Source organism: Arthrobacter sp. 05N429, from assembly GCF_056397045.1.
The window spans coordinates 34,359-60,117 of the sequence record NZ_JBFTMQ010000002.1 but is presented as its reverse complement, the minus strand read 5'-3'; the positions used below and the strand labels follow the sequence as shown (position 1 = coordinate 60,117).

General features: G+C 67.3%; 19 protein-coding genes. 6 read left to right on the top strand and 13 right to left on the bottom strand.

Features of this window, described 5'->3' with window-relative positions; genetic code table 11:
- The first annotated feature begins 95 nt into the window (after nucleotides 1-95).
- From AC1DF4_RS04100 to AC1DF4_RS04085, 4 genes are read left to right on the top strand one after another with little or no spacing between them, the layout of a single operon-like run.
- Nucleotides 96-1,595, top strand: coding sequence for a CoA-acylating methylmalonate-semialdehyde dehydrogenase (locus AC1DF4_RS04100; protein ID WP_441405057.1), 1,500 nt, complete (start codon nucleotides 96-98; stop codon nucleotides 1,593-1,595).
- Nucleotides 1,595-2,680 (top strand): enoyl-CoA hydratase/isomerase family protein, encoded by a 1,086-nt coding sequence (locus AC1DF4_RS04095; RefSeq protein ID WP_476911677.1) that lies wholly within the window; start codon nucleotides 1,595-1,597, stop codon nucleotides 2,678-2,680. The genes AC1DF4_RS04100 and AC1DF4_RS04095 overlap by 1 nt, the downstream gene beginning before the upstream one ends.
- On the top strand, nucleotides 2,673-3,644 hold the full coding sequence (gene mmsB, locus AC1DF4_RS04090) for a 3-hydroxyisobutyrate dehydrogenase (protein ID WP_476911676.1): 972 nt from the start codon (nucleotides 2,673-2,675) through the stop codon (nucleotides 3,642-3,644). Before AC1DF4_RS04095 ends, mmsB begins: the two co-directional genes overlap by 8 nt.
- A gap of 38 nt (nucleotides 3,645-3,682) precedes the next feature.
- Complete coding sequence (locus tag AC1DF4_RS04085; RefSeq protein ID WP_476911675.1) at nucleotides 3,683-4,462, top strand: enoyl-CoA hydratase; 780 nt, start codon at nucleotides 3,683-3,685, stop codon at nucleotides 4,460-4,462.
- Nucleotides 4,463-4,476: 14 nt separating this feature from the next.
- Here the strand turns inward: AC1DF4_RS04085 and AC1DF4_RS04080 are convergent, their stop codons facing one another.
- Both AC1DF4_RS04080 and AC1DF4_RS04075 read right to left on the bottom strand, forming a co-directional pair.
- A complete protein-coding gene (locus tag AC1DF4_RS04080) occupies nucleotides 4,477-7,653 on the bottom strand; it encodes a bifunctional cytochrome P450/NADPH--P450 reductase (RefSeq protein ID WP_476911674.1) in 3,177 nt (1,058 codons plus the stop codon).
- Nucleotides 7,654-7,814: 161 nt separating this feature from the next.
- Nucleotides 7,815-8,243, bottom strand: coding sequence for a DUF1761 domain-containing protein (locus AC1DF4_RS04075; protein WP_476911673.1), 429 nt, complete (start codon nucleotides 8,241-8,243; stop codon nucleotides 7,815-7,817).
- A gap of 170 nt (nucleotides 8,244-8,413) precedes the next feature.
- Between AC1DF4_RS04075 and AC1DF4_RS04070 the strand changes: the two genes are divergently transcribed.
- Nucleotides 8,414-9,811 carry an MFS transporter gene (locus AC1DF4_RS04070; RefSeq protein ID WP_476911672.1) on the top strand — a complete coding sequence of 466 codons (1,398 nt, stop codon included), beginning with the start codon at nucleotides 8,414-8,416 and terminating at the stop codon, nucleotides 9,809-9,811.
- An 84-nt stretch (nucleotides 9,812-9,895) separates the two neighbouring features.
- Here AC1DF4_RS04070 and AC1DF4_RS04065 read toward each other — a convergent pair whose 3' ends face one another.
- From AC1DF4_RS04065 to AC1DF4_RS04055, 3 genes are all read right to left on the bottom strand, one after another.
- On the bottom strand, nucleotides 9,896-10,750 hold the full coding sequence (locus AC1DF4_RS04065; protein ID WP_476911671.1) for a helix-turn-helix transcriptional regulator: 855 nt from the start codon (nucleotides 10,748-10,750) through the stop codon (nucleotides 9,896-9,898).
- A 78-nt stretch (nucleotides 10,751-10,828) separates the two neighbouring features.
- Nucleotides 10,829-11,335, bottom strand: coding sequence for a MarR family winged helix-turn-helix transcriptional regulator (locus tag AC1DF4_RS04060; protein ID WP_476911670.1), 507 nt, complete (start codon nucleotides 11,333-11,335; stop codon nucleotides 10,829-10,831).
- A 36-nt stretch (nucleotides 11,336-11,371) separates the two neighbouring features.
- Nucleotides 11,372-13,114 carry an AMP-binding protein gene (locus AC1DF4_RS04055; protein ID WP_476911669.1) on the bottom strand — a complete coding sequence of 581 codons (1,743 nt, stop codon included), beginning with the start codon at nucleotides 13,112-13,114 and terminating at the stop codon, nucleotides 11,372-11,374.
- Nucleotides 13,115-13,399: 285 nt separating this feature from the next.
- Here AC1DF4_RS04055 and AC1DF4_RS04050 point away from each other — a divergent pair, with 285 nt between their 5' ends.
- Nucleotides 13,400-14,533 carry an acyl-CoA dehydrogenase family protein gene (locus tag AC1DF4_RS04050; protein ID WP_476912179.1) on the top strand — a complete coding sequence of 378 codons (1,134 nt, stop codon included), beginning with the start codon at nucleotides 13,400-13,402 and terminating at the stop codon, nucleotides 14,531-14,533.
- A gap of 39 nt (nucleotides 14,534-14,572) precedes the next feature.
- On the opposite strand, the gene AC1DF4_RS04045 is transcribed toward AC1DF4_RS04050, so the two are convergent.
- The 8 genes from AC1DF4_RS04045 to AC1DF4_RS04010 form a co-directional block, all read right to left on the bottom strand.
- Nucleotides 14,573-15,247, bottom strand: coding sequence for a response regulator (locus AC1DF4_RS04045; RefSeq protein WP_476911668.1), 675 nt, complete (start codon nucleotides 15,245-15,247; stop codon nucleotides 14,573-14,575).
- Nucleotides 15,244-17,916, bottom strand: coding sequence for a DUF4118 domain-containing protein (locus tag AC1DF4_RS04040; RefSeq protein WP_476911667.1), 2,673 nt, complete (start codon nucleotides 17,914-17,916; stop codon nucleotides 15,244-15,246). The genes AC1DF4_RS04045 and AC1DF4_RS04040 overlap by 4 nt, the downstream gene beginning before the upstream one ends.
- A gap of 12 nt (nucleotides 17,917-17,928) precedes the next feature.
- Entirely contained in the window at nucleotides 17,929-18,558 is a 630-nt protein-coding gene (gene kdpC, locus AC1DF4_RS04035) for a K(+)-transporting ATPase subunit C (protein ID WP_476911666.1), read from the bottom strand.
- 10 nt (nucleotides 18,559-18,568) lie between these two features.
- Nucleotides 18,569-20,707, bottom strand: coding sequence for a potassium-transporting ATPase subunit KdpB (gene kdpB, locus AC1DF4_RS04030; RefSeq protein WP_476911665.1), 2,139 nt, complete (start codon nucleotides 20,705-20,707; stop codon nucleotides 18,569-18,571).
- The gene (gene kdpA, locus AC1DF4_RS04025) at nucleotides 20,704-22,371 is read right to left on the bottom strand and encodes a potassium-transporting ATPase subunit KdpA (RefSeq protein WP_476911664.1); all 1,668 of its coding nucleotides are present in this window, start codon (nucleotides 22,369-22,371) and stop codon (nucleotides 20,704-20,706) included. Before kdpA ends, kdpB begins: the two co-directional genes overlap by 4 nt.
- 7 nt (nucleotides 22,372-22,378) lie before the next feature.
- Nucleotides 22,379-22,477 (bottom strand): potassium-transporting ATPase subunit F, encoded by a 99-nt coding sequence (locus AC1DF4_RS04020; protein WP_353917568.1) that lies wholly within the window; start codon nucleotides 22,475-22,477, stop codon nucleotides 22,379-22,381.
- 272 nt (nucleotides 22,478-22,749) lie between these two features.
- Nucleotides 22,750-24,726, bottom strand: coding sequence for an APC family permease (locus AC1DF4_RS04015; RefSeq protein ID WP_476911663.1), 1,977 nt, complete (start codon nucleotides 24,724-24,726; stop codon nucleotides 22,750-22,752).
- 98 nt (nucleotides 24,727-24,824) lie between these two features.
- On the bottom strand, nucleotides 24,825-25,454 hold the full coding sequence (locus AC1DF4_RS04010) for a hypothetical protein (RefSeq protein ID WP_476911662.1): 630 nt from the start codon (nucleotides 25,452-25,454) through the stop codon (nucleotides 24,825-24,827).
- Nucleotides 25,455-25,759 lie beyond the last annotated feature (305 nt).

The following is a 25,759-nucleotide window of genomic DNA, read 5'->3' as shown; positions in this document are numbered from 1 at the left end:
GAAGTCCGAGTATATTCAGGAGCAGCAGATGACGTGGGTCACAGGCGGCCCGGCCGTCACTACGTCAACCACACGGTGCAAAGGAGCATTCCATCATGGTTCGCGAGCTATCCCACTACATTGACGGACAGCATGTTGAAGGCACCTCGGGGCGCTTCAGCGATGTCTACGATCCGTGCACCGGCGAGGTCCAGGCCCGCGTGCCGCTGGCGAGCACCGAAGAGGTCCGCAACGTGGTCTCCAACGCGGAAAAGGGCCAGCTCGAGTGGGCGGCCATGAACCCGCAGCGCCGCGGCCGGATCCTGCTCAAGTTCGTTGACCTGGTCAACCAGAACATGGACGAGCTCGCCACCCTGCTGTCCTCGGAACACGGCAAGACCTTCCTCGACGCGAAAGGCGACATCCAGCGCGGCATCGAGGTCGTCGAATTCGCCGCCGGCGCACCGCACCTGCTCAAGGGCGAATTCTCGGACAGCGCCGGAACCGGAATCGATGTACACTCGCTGCGCCAGCCCCTCGGCGTCGTCGCCGGCATCACCCCCTTCAACTTCCCGGCCATGATCCCGCTCTGGAAGTCCGGCCCGGCCCTCGCCGCGGGCAACTCCTTCATCCTCAAGCCCTCCGAGCGCGACCCCTCCGTCCCGCTGCGCCTCGCCGAGCTCTTCACCGAGGCGGGCCTGCCTGCCGGTGTCTTCAACGTCGTCAACGGCGACAAGGAAGCCGTGGACGCGCTGCTGGAGGACCCCCGCGTCCAGGCCATCGGCTTCGTCGGCTCCACGCCGATCGCTCAGTACATCTACGCCACGGCCGCCGCCAACGGCAAGCGCGCCCAGTGCTTCGGCGGCGCCAAGAACCACATGGTGATCATGCCGGACGCGGACCTGGACATGGCCGCGGACGCCCTGATGGGGGCAGGCTTCGGCTCCGCCGGCGAACGCTGCATGGCCATCTCCGTGGCCGTGCCGGTCGGCAAGGCCACCGGGGACGCGCTCGTCGCCAAACTCGAGGAGCGGATCGCGGACCTCAAGGTCGGCCACAGCCTGGCGAAGGATTCCGACTTCGGCCCGGTCGTCGCGGCGTCCGCCAAGGAACGGATTGAAGGCTACATCCAGGCCGGCGTCGACGAGGGCGCCACCCTGCTGGCCGACGGCCGCGGGCTCAAGGTCGAAGGCTACGACGGCGGCTTCTGGGTGGGCCCCACGCTCTTCGACAACGTCACCAAGGACATGACGATCTACAAGGAAGAGATCTTCGGCCCGGTCCTGAGCGTCCTCCGCGCCGAGGACTACGACGAGGCCCTGCGCCTGTGCAGCGAGCACGAGTTCGGCAACGGCGTGGCCATCTTCACCCGCGACGGCGACTCCGCCCGTGACTTCGCCAGCCGGGTCCAGGTGGGCATGGTGGGCATCAACGTGCCCATCCCCGTGCCGATCGCCTACTACACCTTCGGCGGCTGGAAGGCCTCCGGCTTCGGTGACCTCAACCAGCATGGCGCGGACGCCTTCCGCTTCTACACCAAGACCAAGACGGTCACCACACGCTGGCCCTCCGGCATCCGCACCGGTGCCAGCTTCGTGATGCCGGAAGGCAGCTGATGGCGGGCAAGCACGCCGAGGACGCCGCGGCGGCGGAAGTGCTGTTCGAGCGGCGCGGCCGGCTTGGTGTGGTCACGTTGAACCGACCCCGGGCGGTCAACGCGCTCACCGCGGGCATGGCCTCGGCCATGCTGGAGCAGCTCACCCTCTGGGCGGACGACGACGCCGTCGCGGCCGTCCTGGTCCGCGGCGCCGGTGACCGCGGGCTGTGCGCCGGCGGCGACATCGTGGCCATCTACCGGGACATGCTCGACGGCGGCGACGCGACAGCCAACTTCTGGGCCGAGGAGTACCGGCTGAACTCCCTCATCTCGGGCTACCCCAAGCCGTATGTGGCGTTCATGGACGGGCTGGTCCTCGGCGGCGGGGTGGGGATTTCCGCGCATGGCTCGGTCCGGATCGTCACCGAACGCACCCGGATGGGCATGCCCGAGACCACGATCGGTTTTGTGCCCGACGTCGGCGGAACCCTGCTGCTCTCCCGCTCACCGGGGGAGTCCGGCACCCATGCCGCCCTCACGGGAGCCCACCTGAGCGGCGCCGATGCGCTGTTCCTGGGGCTCGCGGACCATTTCGTGCCGTCCGCAAGCCTGGCGGAACTCGAGGTGGCGCTGGAGGGCGAGCCGGCGGACGCCGCCGTCGCGCGCTTCGCCGGGGAGGCCCCGAACTCTGTCCTCGCAGCGCAGCGGGAATGGATTGACGCCTGCTACTCGGCCGACGACGCCGAAGAGATCCTGCGGAGGCTGCGGGCTTTCCGTGGAGAGAACGCAGCGGAAGCGGCCGAAGCCGCGGACACGATCGAGAGCAAGTCGCCGACCGCCGTGAAGGTGGCACTGGCGTCCCTGCGCCGGGTCCGGGGCCTGAGCCTCGAGGAGGCACTGGAGCAGGAATACCGGGTGGGGCTGCGGTTCCTGGCCGGCCCCGACTTCCGCGAGGGCATCCGCGCGCAGGTGGTGGACAAGGACCGCGAACCGCACTGGCAGCCGGCCCGCCTGGCGGAGGTCAGCCGAGACGACGTCGAATCCTATTTTGCGCCGCTGGGCGACCGTGAACTGCAGCTGTCGAAGGAGCGGGACAATGTCTGAAACATCGCAGACCGGATCAGGTCAGCCCGGACCCGCCCAGTCCGGCACCATCGCCTTCCTGGGCCTTGGCCACATGGGCGGGCCGATGGCCATCAACCTGGTCAAGGCCGGCTACACGGTGACCGGCTTCGACGTGGTGCCGGCCGCACTGGAAACAGCCCGGGCACACGGCATCGCCACCGCGGAGACTGCGGTCGATGCGGTGGTGGGCGCCGCCGTCGTGCTGACCATGCTGCCCAGCGGCAGGCACCTCCTGGACGCCTACCGCGGCAGCCCCGGCGGGCCGGGACAGCAGAGCCAGCCGGGCCTGCTGGACGTGGCCCGGCCGGGAACCCTCTTCCTGGACTGCTCCACGATCAACGTGGACGAGGCCCGCGAGGCCGCCGAGCTGGCCCTCGCAGCCGGCCACCGGGCGGTTGACGCCCCGGTCTCCGGCGGCGTCGTCGGGGCAGAGGCCGGCACCCTGACGTTTATGGTGGGGGCACTTCCCGAGGACTTCGAGGCAGTCACGCCGATGCTCGAAGTCATGGGCAAGCGGGTGGTGCACTGCGGGGAACACGGTGCAGGGCAAGCGGCGAAAATCTGCAACAACATGATCCTTGGCGTCTCGATGATCGCGGTCAGTGAGGCCTTTGTGCTCGGCGAGAAGCTGGGCCTGACCCACCAGGCGCTGTTCGACGTCGCCTCCGCGGCCTCGGGCCAGTGCTGGGCGCTGACCACCAACTGCCCCGTTCCGGGGCCGGTCCCCACGAGTCCTGCCAACCGCGACTACCAGCCCGGTTTCGCGGGAGCCCTCATGGCCAAGGACCTCAAGCTGGCGCTCAATGCGCTGGAAAGCACCGGCGTCGCCGCCCGGCTGGGACCGCTCGCATCGGAAATCTACGATACGTTTGCCGCGGAAGGCGGGGCGGGCCGGGACTTCTCCGGGATCATCACCGACATCCGGGACAAGTCCGACCACTGACCGGCCGATAGACATTCTGAACAGCTGAGGGGACAGGCATGACAGAGCAGTACACAAACATTCTGGTGGAGCGGCGCGGCCGGGTGGGGCTCGTGACGCTCAACCGGCCTGAGGCGCTGAACGCCCTCAACAAGGCCACCATGGACGAACTCGTCGCCGCGGTGTCCGCCATGGACGCCGACCCTGCGGTGGGCGCGGTGGTGGTCACCGGCTCCGCCAAGGCCTTCGCTGCGGGCGCCGACATCAAAGAAATGCAGTCCAAGGGCTACATGGACATGTACGCGGCGGACTGGTTCCGGGGCTGGGAGGACTTCACCCGGCTGCGCATCCCCGTGGTCGCGGCCGTGTCCGGCTTCGCCCTCGGCGGAGGCTGTGAGCTCGCGATGATGTGCGATTTCATCATCGCCGGGGACAACGCCAAGTTCGGCCAGCCGGAAATCAACCTGGGCGTGCTGCCCGGGATGGGCGGCTCGCAGCGCCTCACCCGCGCCGTCGGCAAGGCCAAGGCGATGGACATGATCCTGACCGGACGGTTCATGAACGCCGAGGAAGCCGAACGCGCCGGCCTCGTGTCCCGCGTGGTGCCGGCCGCGGACGTGGTGGAGGAGGCGCTGAAGGCCGCCGAGGTGATTGCCTCCAAGTCCAAGCCGGTGGCGATGGTGGCCAAGGAAGCAGTCAACGCCGCCTTCGAGACCGGGCTGGCCCAGGGTGTGCTGTTTGAACGCCGGGTGTTCCACTCGCTGTTCGCCACCGAGGACCAGAAGGAAGGCATGGCGGCGTTCACCGAGAAGCGCCAGCCGGACTTCACGCACCGCTGACGGGCGCTGCGTCGTCAGGTGAAGATGTCGGCCACGTACCTGCCATGGGTGCGTTCCACCTCATCCATCCAGGCCTCGGCCTCCGCCTTGGAGGCGCCGGTCGCCTCCTGGTAGATCAGCGCGCACGTCTCGCGGACCTGCGGTGCCATGTGTTTGCCGTCGCCGCAGACGTAAACGGTGGCGCCCTGTCTGACCAGCTCGACCACGTCGGCCCGGTCCGCCCACAGCCGGTCCTGGACGTACTTCAGGCCGTCTTCGGGTGCGGCGGAAAAGGCCGGCCGGAGGTCCAGGTTGGCTTGGTCTGCCCATGATGCAAGTTCCGCGCGGTAGAGGAAATCCGTGTCCGGCGCCCGGCAGCCGAAGAACAGCAGGGCGGGGGCCGGCGTCGTGTCCTCCGCCTCGGCCCGCAGCGCCCGGTCCTGGACGAATCCGCGGAAGGGCGCCAGCCCGGTTCCGGCGCAGACCATGATGAGCGGGACGTCCAAGGACGACGGCGGGTGGAAGGCCGCGTTCGAGGCGCGGACCGTAACCGCGACCCTTGACCCGGGCCTGGCCAGGGCGAGGAAGGTGGACGAGGCGCCCTCGAAGACGCCGCGTCCCGACCATGCCGGAGCCTGGATGACGGAGAAGGTCAGCGTCGCGTGGTCGGGGCTCCAGAGCGGGGACGAGGAAATGGAGTACCGCCGAGGGGTCAGCTGGGTCAGCAGCTGCAGGAACGAAGTGAACGACAGCTGGCTTGACGGGTACATTTCCAGCAGATCCAGGACAGAGACGCGTTTGTCGAGGATCTCGGCCCCATGGCGCTCGCGGTTCTCCGCCAGGGCCTCAAGTTCCCCGCGCTGTGCCGGATCCGTCGCGACATCAGCCAGGCCCTCCAGCTGCGTGCGTGTGGCGGGGACCGCGAGCTCGACGTAGCTGCTCAGCAGTTCGCCCACAGCCACGGGAGCGCCGGTGGGCAGGAACGTGTCTCCCTGCTCCATGCTCAACTGGACGTGCGAGTCGTAGTCGAGGTTGAAGTGGGCCAGGGCGCGCTGGACGAGGCTGCTGGGGTTCAGCGGCAGGACGGCCAGGTAGTCCCCGGTCCGGTAGCTCATCCCTTCGGGCAGGGCGATCTCGACGTGCCTCTTGGACCGGGCGCCGGGTTTGGCCAGATCGACCAGTTCCCGGTTCGCGACGACGGTACCGAGGGCCAGTCCGTTCTGGCGCAACAGCGGATCCCGGACGTTGCCGACGAATTGGAGTTCAAGCTGGGGCTGTGCGGCCGGTGTGCTGGTCTTCTGCCCGAGTGCGGCGTCCACGGCGGGCCAGAATCCCGCGTACCACTCTTCAAAATCGCCGAAAAAGTCCCCCCGGGCGTTGGCTTCGCCCCGGTGATAGATCCGTGTGGCACCGGCAGCCTCGAGCCGCGCGTCGATGGCCTTGGGCACCTCCTGGTAGGTTCGCGCCCAGTCCTTGTTGCCGTTGCCGAAAACCGTGTACCGCACTCCGGCGAGGTCGCCCGGCTGGAGGCCCCCGGTCCAGGCCACGAATCTTCGTGCGTTGTCCGGCGGCCGCCCCTCGTAGGAAGAAGCCACGATGGCGACGAGCCCGGCAGTGGGCAGTCCGCCGGCTGCGTCGTCGAGCGGTCCGATGGTGGGGCTGTAGCCGCGCCGTCCGGCGTCGTTGGCGATGCGCTGCGCGAGGTCCTGGGACGTGCCGGCATTGGAACCGTAGAGCACCCGGACCGGGACGCCGTTGGGCTCTGCTGTTGCCGGGGCCTCCGCCTGCCGGGCACGTTCGACGGCGGCCTGGGGACCGGCCGCGATCGTGACGTCCCGCCGTCGCACCTGGATGAAGAGACCTTCGGGCTTCATGGTCAGGGTGTGGTGGATCTGCAGTTCATAGCCTGGGTCCGCCGGCGTGACCTCAAAGCGCTGCAGGAGCTTGGCGAGGAAAAGCATGGCCTCCTGCAGGGCAAATCCCCGGCCGATGCAGGAGCGCTGGCCGTTGCCGAAGGGCTTCCAGGCGTTGGCAGGGATTTCCGCGGCCCGTTCCGGGGAGAACCGGTCCGGATCGAAGATCCCGGCGTCCTCGCCCCAAGCCGCCTTGTCGCGGTGAAGCAGCGGGAGCAGGACCAGGATTGGCTGGCCCGCCGGGACCTCGTAGCGGCCGCCCAGCGTCGTGTCCTCGAACGGGGCGACGTTGAACCCCGGTGCGGTGGGCCACAGCCGGAGCGTCTCCTTGAGGATTTGGTCCAGGTACCCCAGCCGGGGCAGGTGCTCGAACCGGACGCTCTCGGCGCCGAGGACCTCGTCCACCTGGGCGCGCGCCTTGGCCAGGACACCGGGATGGCGCAGCAGCTCGTAGAGCGCAAAGGACAGCAGGCCGCTGGTGGTCTCATGCCCGGCCACCAGGAAGGTGACCATCTGATAGCGGATGTTGTCCTCGGACAGCCGCTCGCCGGTCACCGGGTCCGACGCGTTGAGCATGGTGTCCAGGATGTCTTCGCTGCCTGCCGGGCTGGGATTGCGCCGGCGGTCGCTGATCATCTGGTCGGCGACCTCGAACATCAGGGCGTTGTCGTCCTCGAGCTGGTGGCGCCGGCGCAGCATGATCTTGTTCTGGACGGGGAGCCTTCGCGCCCGCTGCCCGGATTCGACCAGGGCGCGGACCATCGCCCCCACGAAAGGATGCAGCTCTTCCCGGTAGAGGCTGTTGAAACGGTAGCTGAAGGAGCACAGGGCGATCGTGTCCAGGGTCAGCCGGGTGGTGTTGTCCGGAACGTCGATCCGGGCGGCGGGGCCGAGCCTCTCCCATTTGAGGAGCAGCTGCTCAGCGATGTCGTCCATACCGCTGAACATCCGCTTCAGCGCCGCTGGCCCGAAGGCCGGCATGAGGATCCGGTGCGCCTTTTGCCAGTTGGGTTCCTGCGTTTCCGCGGTGAACAAGCCGTCGCCGATGAAGTCGCGAACTTGTCGGAGCGATACGCCCAGTACTTTGCCGAAACGGGACTCATCGCACACTTCGTTGACGAGCTGCTGGGAGGAGATGGCGATGACGCTGCGGTTGAAGAACTGGATTCGCACAATGGGGCCATACCGCTCGGCCACCTCGGCTACTCCCAGGAGGCCCTTGCTGGAGTCGATGTCGGGCAGGTTGCCGACCACCGGCTTCGGGGGAGGCTGCGGTATTGGGACGCTGGGCGAAGTCATTGCCCCTCCTAGGCGCTTGCCGCTCGACGCTCTGTGCGCACGAATTGCTGCCTGTCCGGACGGCACCGTCCGACTTCGAACCACGATACTCCGCTCAGGTTCAGGGCAAAATAGGTTCGCGTCGCGGGGCAATATCCGCCGCGGGGACCGGTCCGGTCCTGTCAGACCGCGCTGATGCCGAACAGCCCGATGATGAGGGCCATTACCGTCAGTGTCACCAGTTCGTGGGCGCAGTTCAGAGCGGTCAGCCCGGCAGGCCGGCCCTCGAACGCGTCATGGGTGATGAACCGGGCCGCCGTGAACCCGGCCCACAGAATCACCGCGGTGACCACGGTGTTGACCAGGAAGTTTCCGCCGTAGAAGTGCTGCGAGATGGCGGCGGAGCCGGCCAGGACCAGAGCGCTGACGAAGCTGACCACCAGGGTGATCAGGATGGGCTTGACGGCGTCCTTGGCGTCACCGCTGGGGGTGACCTTGGCGACGCGCATCCAGTAGTTGCCGAACACCTTCGGTGTGTACCAGACGGACCCGACCACCATGCTGGACAACGTGGCCAGCAGCACCGCCCAGATGTTGATCTCCGGAATCATTACGCTCCTCAGTTTCAGGTTGTTTTCTTGACGAAGTCTAGGGGACCGCCCGGGCGCTCCTGCGCTTTTGCCAACTACCTCTTTTGGGAGGTAGTTGGATGTCCATGCTTTGGCTACGGTGAGCCAAGTCACAAAGCCGTGCATCGAGGCTGACATCAAAGGAGATTGCCATGACCTCAGTTTCACCGACTTCACCGGCCGGAGTGCAAGCGCCACCGAGCCGCAAAACCCTGCGCAAGGTAGCGTTCGCCAGTTTCGCCGGGACCACCATCGAGTTCTACGACTTCTTCATCTACGGAACCGCCGCCGCCCTGGTCTTCCCGGTCGTGTTCTTCCCGGCCCTCGGCGCCGCGGCCGGCACCATCGCCTCGTTCGGCACCTTCGCTGTCGCTTTCTTCGCCCGCCCGGTCGGCGCTATCATCTTCGGCCACTTCGGCGACCGGATCGGCCGGAAAAAAACCCTCATCACCACACTGCTTATGATGGGCATCGCCACTGTGCTGATCGGCTTCATCCCCGACGCGAACACCATCGGCGTCGCCGCCCCGATTCTGCTCGTGGTGCTGCGCTTTGTGCAGGGCCTCGCCGTCGGCGGCGAATGGGCCGGCGCCACCTTGCTGGTCGCCGAATACGCGCCCAAGGGCAAGAGGGGGCTCTTCGGCTCCTTCCCACAGATTGGCCCATCCGTAGCCTTTGCCCTGGCCAGTGGCACCTTCCTGGTCACCAACCTCACCCTGGGCGACAAGTCCGAGGCCTTCATCTCCATCGGCTGGCGCGTGCCGTTCATCCTCAGCGCCGTGCTGGTGCTCGTGGGCCTGTGGGTCCGGCTGAGCATCGAGGAAACCCCGGTGTTCAAAAACGCCGCCAAGGCCACCGAAACCACCACCAAGCTGCCCGTCCTCGAATCGATCAAGCGCCAGCCGCGCGAAATCCTGCTCGCGGGCGGCTCCCTGACTCTGCTCTTTGCCTTCTTCTACATGGGCACGGCCTACCTCACCAGCTACGCCACCAGCCCAACCGGGATGCAATTGAGCCGGGTGGAAGTACTCAGCACCGGCATGGTCGCTTCGATTTTCGTGGCCGCCGCCACCTTGGCTTCCGGGATTCTCTCGGACCGCTTCGGCCGGAAGAAGGTCATCGCCACCTCTTGCATCCTCGCCGTGCCGTGGTCCCTGGTGCTGTTCCCGATCCTGAGTGCGAACACCGTCCCTGCCTTCGCCGTCGGCCTCACGGTCACCCTCGTGATCTTCGCCATCGCCTACGGTCCCGCCGGGGCGCTGCTGCCGGAACTGTTCGAGACGCGCTACCGCTACACCGGTGCGGGCATGGGCTACAACCTCGCCGGTGTGGTCGGCGGCGGCATCGTGCCGCTCGTGGCCGCCCAGCTGGCCGGAACAAACGGGGCCGCCGCCGTCGGATTCCTGCTCGCCGGGATCGGCGTGTTCAGCGTGCTTTGCACCCTCGCCCTGCCGAACCGCGAAAAGCGGGGGCTGGAAGACGGCAAGCGGACGCCGGCCGCGCAGCACGCCGACGGCGCAGGAGTCACCGAGTCCGTCTCCGGGCACTGACGGTTCGGTCCCCGACTGCGGATTCTGGCATTGGGGGATCCGCGGACAGGGAGCGGGGTTGCCGGCGAAACCGGCAACCCCGCCCTACGGGATGAGTCCCAGCCGCCGGGCCGCGGACACGGCCTCAAGCCGGTTGTGCGCCGACAGTTTGGCCATGGCGTTCTGCAGATAGCTCTTGACGGTCACGGCTTTCAGCCCCAAGCGCTCCGCGGTTTCCTGGTACGAACAGCCGAGTGCCACCTGCGCCAGCACGTCGAGTTCACGGCGGGCCAGCCGGGCTGTCGGGTGGACGCCGTCGGCGGGCGGCGGCGCCAGATGGCTGCCGATGATATCCAGCTGCCGTGCCAGGTGCGGATCGGAAACCGTGCCGGCCAGGGACCGCAGCTCGGCGTGGGCCTCCCGCACGTGCTCCAGCCAGCGCCGGTCCTGGGTCGCGGCAGGCTCTGCCCGTGCCGTATCCATGATGGACACCCTGCGGTCCACCTCGTCCCGGACGCGCAGTTCGTCGGCGATCTCGGCGGCCGCCGCCATCGCCTCGCACACGGCGCTTTCCCCCAGCCGGGCACTGTCCCGGCTCGCGATGTACAGCACCGCCCGCGACTTGCCCCGGACCACCACGGGGACGGCCGCCATCGAGGTCAGCCGTTCACGCCTGACGGCGAGGTCGTATTCATGGGTGATTCCGTCCGAGGCGACATAGTCGTCCACCAGGAACGGCCGCCCCTGCGTGAAGACGCGGCCGCCGAGGCCGGCCCCGGGGACAACCACCACCTGGTGCAGGCTGGACGTCGCGGTGCCGAGGAAATCCGTGAGTTGCAGCCGCTCCCCGCTGGCCAGCCCGGCGAAAAGGACGGCGGGCCGGAACCTGCCGGAGAGCAGGCGCAGGGAGGCGCGGAGCAACTCCCGGTCATCGGGGCGGGAATAGGCGTTCGGCTGCATGAGTCGTCTCCTGGTGCCGCGGAGCCCATCACTGCATTGTGACGGGCGGTCATTGGTGGGGCATTCCAGCCCTGTGGATCACTCGCTGAAGTCGCCGGCGTTGCGGCGGAAGGTGCCCAGGATCCGGATCAGCTGGTCGACGTCCTGCTCCGCGAAGCCGGACTGGGCGAACACCTCGGAGTTGAGTGCCGCCGTCGCCCGTTTGGCCAGCGTGCGCCCCTCCTGGGTGAGTTCAATCAGGGTGGTGCGGCCGTCCGTGGGATGCGGCGACCGGAGCACCAGCCCCGCGCCCTGCAGCCGGTCGACGGCGTTCGTCACCGACGTGGGATGGACCTGCAGCAGCGCGCTCGCCTTGTTCATGGGCAGGGCGCCGCTGCGGGCGAAGCTCAGCAGGGCGAGCAGCTCGTAGCGGGCAAACGTCAGTCCGAACGGCTTCAGGACCCCCTCGATCCGGGCCAGCAGGATCTGCTGGGTCCGCATGATGGCGGTAATGGCAGCCATCGGCGCGGCGACGTCGGACCAGCCGTGCCGTTCCCAGTTCAGCCGGGCGTCGGCGATCGGATCACGCGGCAGCGGCGTTGCCACGGCACCCCCAGCTTCTCGTCCTCAGTCTCATGGGGTTCAGCCTAGCTTTTCCGCCGGGCTTTTCAGTCCGGGGAAGTCGGCTTCGGAGTACTCCGTGCCGAGACCCGCCGGGACCGTGCCGCCGCCGTGGCGCAGTTCTTCGCTGTGCCGCAGCTCCACGCGCCGGATCTTGCCCGAGATGGTTTTGGGCAGCTCGGCGAACTCCAGCCGGCGGATCCGCTTGAACGGCGCTAGGTGGTCGCGGCAGTAGCGCAGGATGTCCTCGGCCAGCTCCGGGCTGGCCTCGTGCCCGGCCGCCAGGACCACAAACGCCTTGGGCACGGAGAGCTTCAGCGCGTCCGGGGAAGGGACGACGGCGGCCTCGGCCACCGCCGGGTGCTCGATCAGCACGCTTTCCAGCTCGAACGGGGACAGTCGGTAGTCGGAGGATTTGAAGACATCGTCGCCGCGTCCCACGTACGTGATGATGCCGCGCTCGTCCCGGCTGGCCATGTCACCTGTGTGGTAGTAGCCGTCGCGGAACGCCTCCGCCGTCTTCGCGGGGTCGCCGTAATACGCCTTCATCAGACCGACGGGCCGGGGGTCGAGGCGCAGGCAGAGCTCGCCATCGTCGCCCTCCGCTCCCGTGGCGGGGTCCACGAGGACGACGTCGTAACCCGGCAGGGGTTTGCCCATGGCGCCGATCTTGATCGGCTGGCCGGGAGTGTTAGCGATCTGCACGGTGGATTCGGTCTGGCCGAAGCCGTCGCGGATGGTCTGTCCCCAGGCGCGCTGGACCTGGTCGATGACCTCGGCGTTGAGCGGTTCGCCGGCGGACACCACCTTGGTGGGCGGGTTCTTGAGCAGGGTCAGGTCGGCCTGGATGAGCATGCGCCAGACCGTGGGAGGGGCGCAGAAGCTGGTGACGGATTCGCGGTCCATCTGCTCCATCAGCGCCTTGGCGTCGAAGCGTTCGTAGTTGTAGATGAAGACGCAGGCCTCGGCAATCCACGGTGTGAAGACGTTGGACCAGGCGTGCTTGGCCCAGCCGGGCGAGGCCACGTTCAGGTGCACGTCGCCCGGCTCCATCCCGATCCAGAACATGGTGGAGAGGTGGCCCACGGGGTAGGAGGTGTGCGTATGTTCCACGAGCTTGGCCTTGGACGTGGTGCCGGAGGTGAAGTAGAGCAGCAGGGTCTCGTCGGCCAGCGTCGGCGCATCCGGCGTGAAGTCCTCGCCCGCGCCGGCGGACTCCGAATATTGCAGGGCGGCCCTGCCGTTATCGGCGCTGCCGGCGCCGATCTCGATCAGCGTGTAGTCGCCCGGGACCTCGTCGAACTTCCCGATATTGGCGTTCCCGACGGCGGCCCAGTTCGCGCCGCCGCGCTCTACGCGGTCCTTCAGGTCCGCCGGCCCCATCAGTGTGGTGGTGGGGATCATGACGATGCCCAGTTTGATCCCGGCGAGCATCAGTTCCCAGAGTTCCACCTGGTTGCCGAGCATGATGATCATGCGGTCACCGCGCCGCACACCCTGGCTGCGCAGCCAGTTGGCCACCTGGCCGGAGCGCCGGGACAGGTCCGCGAAGCTGCGCCGGGTGGCGGAGCCGTCCTGCTCGACGATGACCAGGGCCGGGTTGTCCGCCTTGGCCGGGTCCGCCGCGATCTGGTCGAACCAGTCCAGGGCGAAGTTGAAGTGCTCAAAGCGGGGCCACTGGAATTCGCTGCGCGCCGCGTCATAGTCCATGCGGAGGTCAAGCATGCGGTCGCGTGCTGCGCGGAAATCCTCAGTGACTGTCATGGTGCACCTTTCGAAGTCTGGTGGCGCAGCCGTTTCAAGCCCGGCGCCGTTGCCCGGAGATCACCCGTTGCCTAGTGATCCCCATCACTGTGCAATATACTAGGACATCCAAGGGTTTGGAAGAGCCGGCCGGTTCATGACCGGATCACTACGAAGGGAAACATGCCCGTGCAGCCACAAGGACGTGCCAGCGGACAGGGCCCCGAAGAGGTAAAGACTCAGGGCAACACGGCAGTGGAGGGTGCAGCCGGCGTGGCGGCGCCGCCGTTCCCGGAGGCAGATCTGATGTACATCGTCGACCTGCTGCCCCCGGCGGAACGGTCCCGCTACCAGGAGATTCGCGATTTCCTCCAGTCCCGGATCCGGGCGGCCTCGATCGACTACTGGAACCGTGAGGAATTCCCCTTCGGACTGCTCGCTGAACTCGGCAAATACGGCCTCGGCGGCCTGCAGACCGACGGCACCTCCAAACTGTTCAAAGGCCTCATGTATGTCGAGGTGGCCCGCGCCGACGTGTCCCTCTCGGCCCTCGTCGGGATCCATAACGAGCTGATCGTCGGCATGATCGACCAGCTCGGCTCCGAGGCGCAGAAGGCCCGCTGGCTGCCGGGGCTCACCGCTTTAACCCAGATCGGCGCCTTCGCCCTGACCGAGCCGGACCACGGTTCGGACATCGCCGGAGGGCTGGCCACGACGGCCCGGCTCCAGGGCGGCGAGTGGGTGATCAGCGGTGCCAAGCGCTGGATCGGCGCCGGCACGATTGCGGACTTCGCCCTGGTCTGGGCGCGGGACGTCGCGGACCAGCAGATCAAGGGCTTCATCGTAGAGACGGACCGCCCCGGCTACACGGCCACGAAGATCGCGAACAAAATCGGGCTGCGGATCATGCAGAACGCGGATATCGTTCTCGACGAGGTCCGCATCCCGGAGTCCAACCTCCTGCCCGGGGCCACAGACTTCTCCAAAGCCAACGAGCTGCTCCGCGATTCGCGCGCCTGGGTGGGCTGGCAGGCCGCCGGCATCCAACTGGCCGCGTTCGACGTCGCGCGTTCCTACTCGCTGGAGCGGAAGCAGTTCGGCAAGGAGCTGGCCCGATTCCAGCTGATCCAGCAGCAGCTGGCCGAAATCCTGGGCAACGCGTCCGCGTCGCTCTCGCTGATGGCGCAGCTGGCCAGGCTCCAGGAGGACGGCAAGCTCGAAATGGTCCAGGCCGCGATGGCCAAGTCCACCACCACGCGGCTGGCCCGGACCTCGGTGGCCATGGGGCGCTCGCTGATGGGCGGCAACGGGATCAGCAGCGACTACGAGATGGGCAAGCTCTTCGGCGACGCTGAAATCCTGTACACCTACGAGGGCAGCTACGAGATCAACTCGCTGATTGTGGCCCGGGCCGTGACCGGGAAGTCCGCGTTCGTCTAGGGACTTGCGGGGCTGGGCTGCCGTGACAACTGGGACCCCTCAGGGCAGGAAACGGTAGCCGATGCCCGCCTCGGTGACCAGGTGCCGCGGGGTGGCGGCCTCCGGTTCCAGCTTGCGGCGGAGCTGTGCCATATACACGCGCAGGTAGTTGGTCTCCTTCGCGTAGGCCGGACCCCAGACCTCGGACAGGAGCTGCTGCTGGGTGACGAGTTTCTCCGGATTCCGGACCAGCACCTCGAGCATTTTCCATTCGGTCGGAGTGAGCCGGATGTCCTGGCCGTCGCGCGTGACGCGGTGTTTTTCCAGGTCCACGGTGAACGCATCTGTAGTGACTACCGGCTCCTGATCCGGGTCGGCACTGCGGCGCAGCAGCGCGCGCAGCCGAGCCAGGAGTTCCTCCAGACCGAAGGGCTTGGTGATGTAGTCGTCGGCTCCGGCATCGAGAGCCTCAACTTTGTCTTCGGAACCGTGCCTGGCGGACAGCACCAGGACCGGCGTGCTGCTGAAGCCGCGCAGCTCCTTGAGCACGCTGGTCCCGTCCATGTCAGGCAGGCCGAGGTCCAGGATGATGAGCGAGAGCGGATTCTGGGTGGCCGCCAGCAGCGCAGAAGTCCCGTCTACTGCGGTCGTGACGGCGTAGCCGTGGGCCTGGAGCGTGATTCGGAGGGCCCGCAGCAGATGCGGGTCGTCGTCGACGACGAGGACCGCCGTCATGCGGCGTCCGGTCCGGACGTAACGGGAAGCGCACGACCGCGGCGCGCCACCAGTGACTGGGGCTCGAACGGGGCCTGGGCGCGGTGCCCGTCATAAGGGATCCCCGTGGACAACGGAAGCCGGATAACCATCGTCAGCCCTCCGCCCGGTGTAGCTTCGGCGGTCAGGCTCCCACCCATGGCATCCGTGAACCCTTTCGCCACGGCAAGCCCGAGTCCGATCCCTGTGGTCTGCGGGGCGTCGTCGAGTCGTTGGAAGGGGCGGAACATTTCCAGGACCCTCTCTGCCGGGACTCCACGGCCGTGATCGATGATCCGCAACTCGCCGGCAGGGCGCCCACCGAGAGTCGCCGGGCTCAGCCCGCCGGCCGCCCCGACCAAGACGATGTCCGAATCGGGGGCGTATTTCACGGCATTCTCGACGATGTTCGCAATCACCCGCTCCAGCATTCCTGGGTCTGCTTCAATCTCCGGCATGTTGGGAGGCAGGTCCACCCGCACTCTCCCCGCGGGGACGGCGCTGAGGGAGCCCGGGATGACCTCGTACCACCGCACGGGTTTGAGCAGGGGATTGACAGCATCAGAGGTGATCCGGGACATGTCCAGCAGGTTGCCCACCAGGGCGTCCAGCCTGTCCGAACACTCCTCTATCGTAGCCAGCAGCTCCTCCTCCTCTTCCTTGGTGTAGTGGACATCGTCGTGCCGTAGTCCGCCGACTGCAAGCTTGATCCCGGCCAAGGGCGTGCGAAGGTCGTGGGACACCGCCCGGAGGATGGACGTGCGCATGGTGTTGCTCTCGGCGAGGCGCAGCATCTGCCGGCGGCTGGCCACGAGCTGCTGGCGCTCCAGCTGGGCGTTCAGATGGACGCCAAAGGCCCCCAGCAGGCGCCGGTCGCTCGCCGGCAGGACCCGGCCGAACAGCACGAGGCGCGTCGAGGAATCGATCTCTTCAATGTTCTCGCCGTCGGCGCCGCCCCGTTCGGTTTCGCCTGCGGCAAGGTCCCCGGCCGCGGCAAGCAGCCTCCACTTCCGGCCCCTGGTGCCAGAAGCCGCTCCGTCGCCCGGGGAATCAGCGAGGCTGAAGATGGCGGCCCCCCGGACCTGGAAGACACCCAGTGCCTGCTCCAGGAGGGCCAGGACCATATCGTCGGCGCCGGATGCACTCCTGGCCAGGTCACTGAGGGTCGTGGCTTCCGCGCGGGCGCGGGCGGCTTCCTTGGACCGGCGGGCTGACATGTCGACCACGACCGCCACTGCTGCCGAAACACCCACAAACACCAGCAGGGCGAGGAGGTTCTGCGGATCACTGATGGTAAGGGTCCCGACAGGTGGTGTGGAGAAGTAATTCACTAGCAGGCTGCTCCAGAGCGCGGCGAGGATCGCGGGCCAGAGGCCACCGACAAGTGCCACCCCGATGGAACCGCTGAGCTGGACCAGCATCACCGTGGCCACGTTGCGTTCAGGGTTCAGGACCATCAGCAGGAGCTGCAGCACGGCTGGGAGGAGCACGGCCAGAATGAGTCCCACCGTCATCCGGACGCGGCCAAGGTCGCGCTTCCGGCGCGGGCCGGCGCCGCGGCCGCCGAGCGGGTGGGAGACCATATGGACATCGATGTCCCCGGAATCGCGGACCACCCGGGTGCCGACCCCGCCGCCGAGGAGATTTCCAATCAGGCTGGCGAGCTTCTTGTGCCGGGAAATGCCGACGACGATCTGGGTCGCGTTGACGCTGCGTGCGAAATCCAGGAGCGCGGCGGCCGGATCCTCGCCGGTCACGATGTGGTAGCTGCCGCCCAGGTCCAGGATCAGGCGCCGCTGGGCCTCCAGCGCCTGTGGCGACTCTTCGGCGAGACCATCGGCGGACCGGACGTGGACCGCCAGCAGGTCCCCGCCGCTGACGCGGTTGAGGATCCTGGCCCCGCGGCGGATGAGGACTTCCCCTTCGGGGCTGCCGGTCAGCCCGACCACGATGCGTTCCCGGGCCGGCCAGCTGGCCTCGATTCCCTGTTCGGCCCGGTATCTGGCCAGGCCCTCATCCACCCGATCGGCCAGCCACAGCAATGCCAGTTCGCGCAGTGCCGTGAGGTTGCCCAGACGGAAATAGTTCGAGAGGGCAGCATCGATCTTTTCGGCAGCGTAGATCTTGCCGTCGCTCAGGCGCTGGCGGAGCAGCTCGGGGGAGATGTCCACGAGGTGGATCTGGTCCGCCTTCCGGACGACGTCGTCCGGCACCGTCTCCGCCTGGTGGACGTCGGTGATGGCGCTGACGACGTCGCCCAGGGACGCCAGATGCTGTACGTTCACGGTGGATAGAACGTTGATGCCGGCATCCAGGAGCGCGTCGATGTCCTGCCAGCGTTTCTCGTTGCGGCTGCCCGGGACGTTGGAGTGGGCATATTCGTCCACGATCGCGGTCCCCGGGGCCCGGGCCAGGACGGCGTCGAGGTCCATTTCCTCGAACTCCGTGCCCCGGTAGGGCAGGCGCCGGGGCGGGACGACCTCAAGTCCGGCCAGAAGCGCACGGGTCTCGCTGCGTCCGTGGTCCATGGCGAACGCGACCACGACGTCCTCGCCGCGTTCGCCCAGCCGGTGGGCTTCTTCGAGCATCTCGTAGGTCTTGCCCACCCCCGGCGCGGCCCCCAGGAAGATCCGCAACGTTCCACGTGCCATGCCGTCATTCTCTCACTTGGATTGAGCCGGCTGCGACGGCGGTGCGGCCGCCGCCACGGCGAGGTTGAGTGCAGTTACGTTGACCGACGGCTGGCCGAGAAACGCGACGACCCCACTGCTGGTGTGCTGCTCCACCAGGGAAGCGACATCGTCGGTGCTGAGGCCGTTCGCTGCTGCCACCCGCGCTAGTTGCAGCCGGGCGTACGCCGGTGAGATATCCGGGTCCAGCCCGGAACCGCTGGCCGTCACGGCGTCGGCCGGAACCGCTGCCGCATCCACGCCTTCGGCCGCGGCGACGGCGGTACGGTTGGCGGCGACCGCGTCGAGCAGTTTCGGGTCGTTGGGACCCAGGTTGCTGGGCGAGGACGACGCCGGGTCCCACTTCACGGCCGAGGGCCGGGCATGGAACCAACGCGGGTCCTGGGCGCCGGAATCGTCGGCCGCGGACTGGGCGATCAGGGCGGACGCGGCCGGGGCCCCGGAGCTGCCTTTAAGGATGGAGCCGTTGGCCTGGTACGGGGCGATCAGTTGCCCGGTGCCAAAGACTGCCAGGGGGTAGGCCACGCCGAGAACCAGCGTGGCGAAAAGGAGGAACCGCAGGGCGGTGCCCAGCTGACGGAGGTAGCCGGTGAGGATGTTCATGGGGATGTTCCTAGCCGATTCCGGGGATGAGCGAAATCATGAGGTCGATGATTTTGATGCCGATGAATGGTGCGATGAGGCCGCCGAGCCCGTAGATCAGCAGGTTCCGCGCCAGCGCCTGGTTGGCGGAGACGGCACGGTATTTGACCCCCCGAAGCGCGAGCGGCACCAGGGCGATGATAATCAGGGCATTGAAGATCACCGCGGACAGAATGGCTGAAGACGGGGTAGCCAGGCCCATGATATTCAGCAATCCAAGCCCCGGGAAAGCAGCGGTAAAGAGCGCCGGGACGATCGCGAAGTACTTGGCGACGTCGTTGGCGACCGAGAAGGTGGTCAGTGCGCCGCGGGTGATGAGCAGCTGCTTGCCGATGCCGACGATGTTGATCAGTTTGGTGGGGTCGGAGTCAAGGTCCACCATGTTGGCAGCGTCCTTGGCGGCCGGGGTTCCGGAGTTCATGGCCACGCCGACGTCCGCCGCGGCCAGGGCCGGGGCGTCGTTGGTGCCGTCACCGGTCATCGCCACCAGCCGGCCAGCGGCCTGCTCCTTCTTGATGACCGCGAGCTTGTCCTCCGGGGTTGCTTCGGCCAGAAAGTCATCGACGCCGGCCTCGGCGGCGATCGCCTTGGCGGTGATGGGGTTGTCTCCGGTGATCATGACGGTCCGGATACCCATTTGCCGCAGCTCAGCGAAGCGGGCGTGCATACCGGGCTTGACGACGTCGGCGAGGTGGATGGTTCCAAGGACCTCCGCACGGCCGTCCTTGTCCACCTGGGCGACCAGCAGGGGCGTGCCGCCCTGGGCCGAGATTTCCTGGACCCGGCCCTCGACCTCCGCCGGGGAGTGCCCGCCGAAGTCGGCAACGAATGCCGCCACCGTGGAGGCAGCACCCTTTCGGATCTGGAGCCCGTCAAGGTCCAGCCCGCTCATGCGGGTGCTGGCGCTGAAGGGGACCACGGCAAAATTTCCGGAAGAGCGTTCAAGTGTGGCCAGATCGGACCCGGTCACGCCCTTGTCCGCAGCGAGGTCCACGATAGAGCGCCCCTCGGGGGTTTCATCGGCCAGGCTGCAGACCCGGGCCGCTTCGATCATCCGGGTCCTCTCCACATGGTTGGCGGGGAAGAAATGGACGGCGCGGCGATTGCCGTAGGTGATCGTTCCGGTCTTGTCCAGCAGCAGGGTGGTGATGTCCCCGGCGGTCTCCACTGCGCGGCCGGAGGTGGCCAGCACATTGTGCTGGACCAGGCGGTCCATGCCGGCGATGCCGATTGCCGGGACCAGGGCGCCGATGGTGGTGGGGATCAGGCACACCAGCAGGGCGACCAGCACGATCGGGGAAGGAGTAGCGCCGGCGAGGGACGCAAACGGGGCCAGTGACATGGTGACGGCCAGGAACACGATGGTCAGGGACACCAGCAGCACATGGAGGGCGATTTCGTTGGGGGTCTTCTGCCGCACGGCACCCTCGACCAGCTTGATCATCCGGTCGATGAACGTCTGGCCCGGCTCGGCGGTGATACGGACAACAATCCGGTCCGAGAGGACCCTCGTGCCGCCGGTGACGGACGAGCGGTCACCGCCGGATTCGCGGATCACCGGGGCTGATTCGCCGGTGATGGTCGATTCGTCGACGCTCGCCAGGCCTTCGATGATTTCGCCGTCCGAGGGGATGACGTCCCCGGCCTCGCAGATCACCACGTCATTGAGGCGCAACTCCGTGCCGGGCACGTCCCGGGTGGTGCCGTCGGGCTGGCGGAGCCGGGCCTGGACGCCTTTGCGGCTGGCGCGCAGGCTGTCGGCCTGGGCTTTGCCACGGCCCTCGGCGATGGATTCGGACAACGTGCCAAAGAGGGCGGTGAGCCACAGCCAGGCCGTGACCGCGATGCCGAACACCGACGGCCGGTACACCGAGATCGCGGTGCACAGGGCGGCCCCCACCAGCACGGTGAACATGACCGGGGAATGGACCATCTGCCGCGGCGCAAGTTTCCGGACCGCGAGCGGCAGCGCGGCGACGACGGACGCGAACGTCAGTTTTGCCGGGGCCTTGGTGTGGTGCTTGTGTTCGCCGGGGGTGCCGAGGGGGTTGCCGTCGGCGTAGGTCTGGGCGTCGGTGTCCGTGGCTAGTGCCGTGTGAGACCGGGTCATTTGAGGAGTCCTTCTGCGAGGGGGCCGAGGGCAAGGGCCGGGAAGTAGCTCAGGGCGGTCATGATCACTGTCACGCCGAGCAGCAGCGAGCCGAACAGCGGGCCGTGGGTGGGGACGGTGCCGGCGGAGGCGGGAATCTTGCCCTGACGGGCGAGGGATCCGGCCAGGGCGAGCACCAGGGCAATCGGGAGGAGCCTGCCCAGCAGCATCGCCAGGCCCATCATGACCGACAGGAAGGGGCCGGACGTGGTGATGCCGCCAAACGCCGAGCCGTTGTTGTTGGCCCCGGAGGTGAAGGCGTAGAGCACTTCGCTGAACTGGTGGGGGCCGGTTGCCGGCGCGTTGGCCATGATGTCCGGCAGCAGGACGGTTATGCCGGACAGGGCAAGCACCAGGGTCGGGGTGACCAGGATGTACATCGCGGCGAGCTTCATTTCCGTGGGACCGATTTTCTTGCCCAGGTACTCCGGAGTGCGCCCGACCATCAGCCCGGCGATGAAGACGGAAATGATGGAAAGGATGAGCAGTCCGTAGAGCCCCGAGCCGGTTCCGCCCGGGGCGACCTCGCCGAGCATCATGTTCACCATGGCGAGGCCGCCCGCCAGCGGCGGCAGTGAATCGTGGGCGACGTTGACGGCGCCGGTGGAGGTCAGTGTGGTGGAGGTGGCGAAGATCGCGCTTGGCACGGGGCCGAAGCGCTGTTCAAAGCCTTCGCCCAGGCCGCCGGCGGCCGCCGTCGCCGTGCCTTGGCCGGCAGCTACGGCCCACCCCATCAGGGTGATGGAAGACAGCCACAGGGTGCCCATCACGGCGGCGACCGTGTAGCCCTGCTTCTGGTCACCGACCATCCGGCCGTAGGCGTAAGGCAACGCCGAGGGGATGAGCAGGATCAGGAACACCTCGAAGAGGCTGATGAAGGCATTGGGGTTCTCGAACGGGTGGGCGGAGTTGGCATTGAAGTAGCCGCCGCCGTTGGTCCCGAGGATCTTGATGGCTTCCTGGGACGCGACCGGGCCGCCGGGAATGGTCTGGCTGATCCCGGACGCCTGGTTCACGACATCGGTGGGCCAGAAGTTCTGCACGACACCGCCCAGGACCATGACTACGGCCGCGACGAACGCGATCGGCAGCAGGACCCGAAACGACGTCCGGGCCAGGTCCACCCAGAAGTTGCCCAGGCGCTGCGTCCTCGTGCGGGCGATGCCGCGGATGAGGGCGACGACGACGACGATACCGACGGCGGCGGAGAGGAAGTTCTGCACCGCCAGCAGGGTCATCTGCACGAAGATGCCTACCGTGGTCTCAGGGACGTACGTTTGCCAGTTGGTGTTGGTCACAAAGGAAATGGCCGTGTTCATGGCCACCCAAGGATCCACGCCGGGCAGGGAACCGCTGCCCGGCAGGACGCCCTGCAATCGTTGGAGACCAAACACGGCCAGGATGGAGACAGCCGAGAACGCCAGGACGCTGCGCAGGTAGACGGGCCAGGTCTGCTCGGTGTAGGCGTCGATCCCGGCCAGCCGGTAGAACACACGTTCGGGCCGGCTTGCCGTCGTGCCCTCGAAAACCCGGGCCAGGTAGACGCCCAGGGGCTTGTGCAGCGCCGCCAGGACCACGACAAGCGCGGTGACTTGGATGAGGAATGATGCGGTATTGAACGTCATGTGCCGCTCACCACTTTTCCGGGTGAATCAGGACGGCCAGCAGGTAGCCGAAGAGGCTCAGTCCCGCAACGAGCAGAACCAGCCACATGATCGCGTCGGCGCTCATTGCCCGCCCTCCGGCCGGTCATCGGCGCCGCCGACCATTCCGGCCAGGACGTGGCCAATCCACATAACGAACCCCATGGACACCATGAGGATTCCGATAACAGCCAGGTCGGCCATTGCAGGTTCCTTTCATCCGCGCCCCGTTTGCGGGGCTACTCACAGTCAACTCCGCGCCAGGGGGGAAATCCCCGCTCCTTATGGTTTCCTAACGCTCGCAGGGCGGATCTTGACGCCGTCTTAACGTGACCTCGGCGCAACGTCCGCCGGAGGCACCTAGCCGACGTGGACCCAGGGCCGTTTGGTCACATCGGGTTCGGCTTCGCGGAGGACTTCGCGGGTGACGGGGGCGATTTCGCCCTCACCGAAGGCCAGGAAGCGCAACAGGTTGGTGACCGGGTTGCCTTCGGTCCAGCGGAAATAGATGTGCGGCATCAATCCGGTCACGTCCCGGATGTGGAGCAGCACCGAGGCGATCGTGTTCGGGACCACGGGTCCGTGGACTTCCAGGATCTGGTAGCCATGCCGGACCACGCCGCGGATCTCCAGCTCGGTCTCGAAATCGGACGAGTCGTCCACCACCACTTCCAGGAACAGGGCCTCATAGTCCACCGGCAGGTGGCTGACCTCGATCGCGGAGGTCAGTTTGTCCCGGTACGCCTCGGGGCTCAGGCGCAGCGGCTCGTGGGCGATGATCGCGATCGGCCCTTCCACGTTGGAGGACATGAACTCCAGCGCCTTCCGGTCCATGTGGACATGGGTGGCGTGCAGTTCAAAGGAACGCCGGAGGCGTGAAAGCAGGGAAATCACGATGATTCCCGCGATGAAGAACGCTGCGATCCGGATTCCTTCGGGGCGTTCGAAGATGTTGGTCACCGTGGTGTAGACGAACACGACAGCGATGATGCCAAACCCGATGGTGCGTCTGCGCTGCTTCCCGCGCCGGGCCGAAAGGGTCACGGCCACCGCGGCGGAGGTCATCAGGACGAGGACGCCGGTGGCGTACGCACCGCCCTGGGCGTCGACGTCGGCGTCGAAGAGCCAGGTGATCAGGAACCCCACGAACGTGAACACCAGGACCAGCGGGCGCACGGCGCGGGCCCACCCTGGGGCCATGCCGTAGCGGGGCAGGTAACGGGGAACAAGGTTCAGGAGCCCGGCCATGGCCGAGGCCCCGGCGAACCAGAGGATGGCGATGGTGCTGATGTCATAGACGGTCCCGAACCCGGCCCCCAGATATTCGTGGGCCAGGTATGCCAGGGCGCGCCCGTTTGCCTGGCCGCCCGGCTGGAATTCCTGTTCCGGGATGAGCACCACGGTGGTGAAGCTGGTCGTGATGAGGAAGGCACTCATGATGACGGCGGCCGTGGTCAGCAGCCGGCGGGCACCCTCGATGCGGCCCGCCGGTTTGTCTTCGGTGTCGCCCGCGCGCCCCCGGATTTGCGGCATGACGGCGACGCCGGTCTCGAATCCGGAGAGGCCCAGGGCCAGCTTGGGGAAGACCAGCAGCGCGATCCCGACCACCATCAACGGATTCCCGTGCGAAGTCGTCAGGGCAAGCCACCAGTCGCCCACGGCAACCGGGTGGGTGAACACTTCGAAGATGGTCGTGATCACCACGACCACATTCAGGCCCAGGTAGAGGGCGACCAGGAACACCGCGACACCGATGGCTTCCTTGAACCCGCGCAGGAACACGGCGCCCAGTAAGGCAAGGAAGAACAGCGTGACCGGCACGTTCTGGCCCTGCATCCAGCCGGGAACGAGCGGGTTCTGGATCGCGTGGGCGGTGGCGTCGGCGGCGGAGAGTGTCATGGTGATCATGAAGTCCGTCGCGGCGAAGCCCAGCAGGACCAGGACGAGGAGTTTCCCGCCCCAGCGCGGCGTCAGCCGCTCGAGCATCGCGATGGAGCCCTCGCCCCGGTGGCTTTCGCCGGCAACCCGGCGGTAGACCGGCAGGGCGCCCAGCAGGGTCACGGCAACCAGGACCAGGGTGGCCAGCGGCGAGATCACGCCCGCGGCCAAGGCCGCGATGGCCGGCTGGTAGCCCAGGGTTGAGAAGTAATCGACGCCGGTCAGGCACATCACCTGCCACCACGGGTGCTTCTTCAGGTGCGAGTCGCTCACCGCGCCTGGCCCCTGGTGGACGCCCTTGGCGTCCTGCAGGCCGAACAGCAGCCATTTTCTGAAGTTTTCCCCGGCTCCCGGCCGTGCCGCTGAGGGATCCGCCGGCGGCCTGCTCATCGTGGTCATCTATGCCTCTCCGCGCGATGCCCACCATCGTGTTTCATGCCGACGATAGCACCGGCGCCAGGAGCCGCTCCCGCCCCGGGGGAGATTTTGACGGATCCTTAACACGCTTCCGCTGCTGCCGCGGGGGCGGGGATTTCGATGTAGAGGATGAGTCCGGCCGCTGCCGGCAGATACCAGTGCCTGCGGTGCCGCGCCGGCCGGTAGAGGTGTCCGAACGGATCTGTCACGTGGGCACGCGCCAGCAGGTCGTGGTGCGCGAGCCGGCGGTCGATGTCCTCCATGCTGGACGGGTGCGATGCAATGCCGTCGATGGCGAGAGACCAGGCGCCCTCGGCCGGTGCCGTCCCGCGTTCCAGTGCGAGGGTCTCGAACAGGTCCGAGACCACTTCGTCCCGGCTAGCGGGGTAGAAGCGGCGGAGCCGGTGCCCCTCCGGGTGCGCGTTTTGTGCCTCTATCCAGGCATGGCGGAGCCAATGGAATTCCACCGGGCCGTGAGAGGGCCCGAGGATCAGCTGACGGTTCGGATCCAGGGCCAGGCGGTAGGCGCTGCCGCTGCGGTCGATGATGCACGCGGCTTCTGCGACGTATTCAAAGGCCGTCAGCAGATCCTGTTCCGACCGGTGGTACGAGAACTCCCCGCTGTCATCGACGGCGACGAACTCCCGGGCTGGGCCGGCTCCGGCGGGAAAACCGGACGTGTCCTGTATCCGCCGGGACATGGTGTTCATACTGGGTGACTCCTGCTGGGGATCGGATTGCGGCCACGGTGGCTGCGGCGTCCTCTTGTTTCATGACACCACCGGCGGAGCGTCAGCGGAACAGGCCCTAACGCTTTCCTTATGCCGGGAAGCCACAAATTTGCGCTATCTTAATGCGCCAAGCATTGGAGTGGGCGGCCAGGCGGGCCGCCCACTCCAATGCTTGCCCCTCAATCCGGTGCGCGTCGCACCTGGGCCGCGGAGCGCGGGCGGACACCCGAAGAGCCGCGTTAAGGAACCATCAGGATTGTCCGCAGGATGGTTGCCGTGTCTCC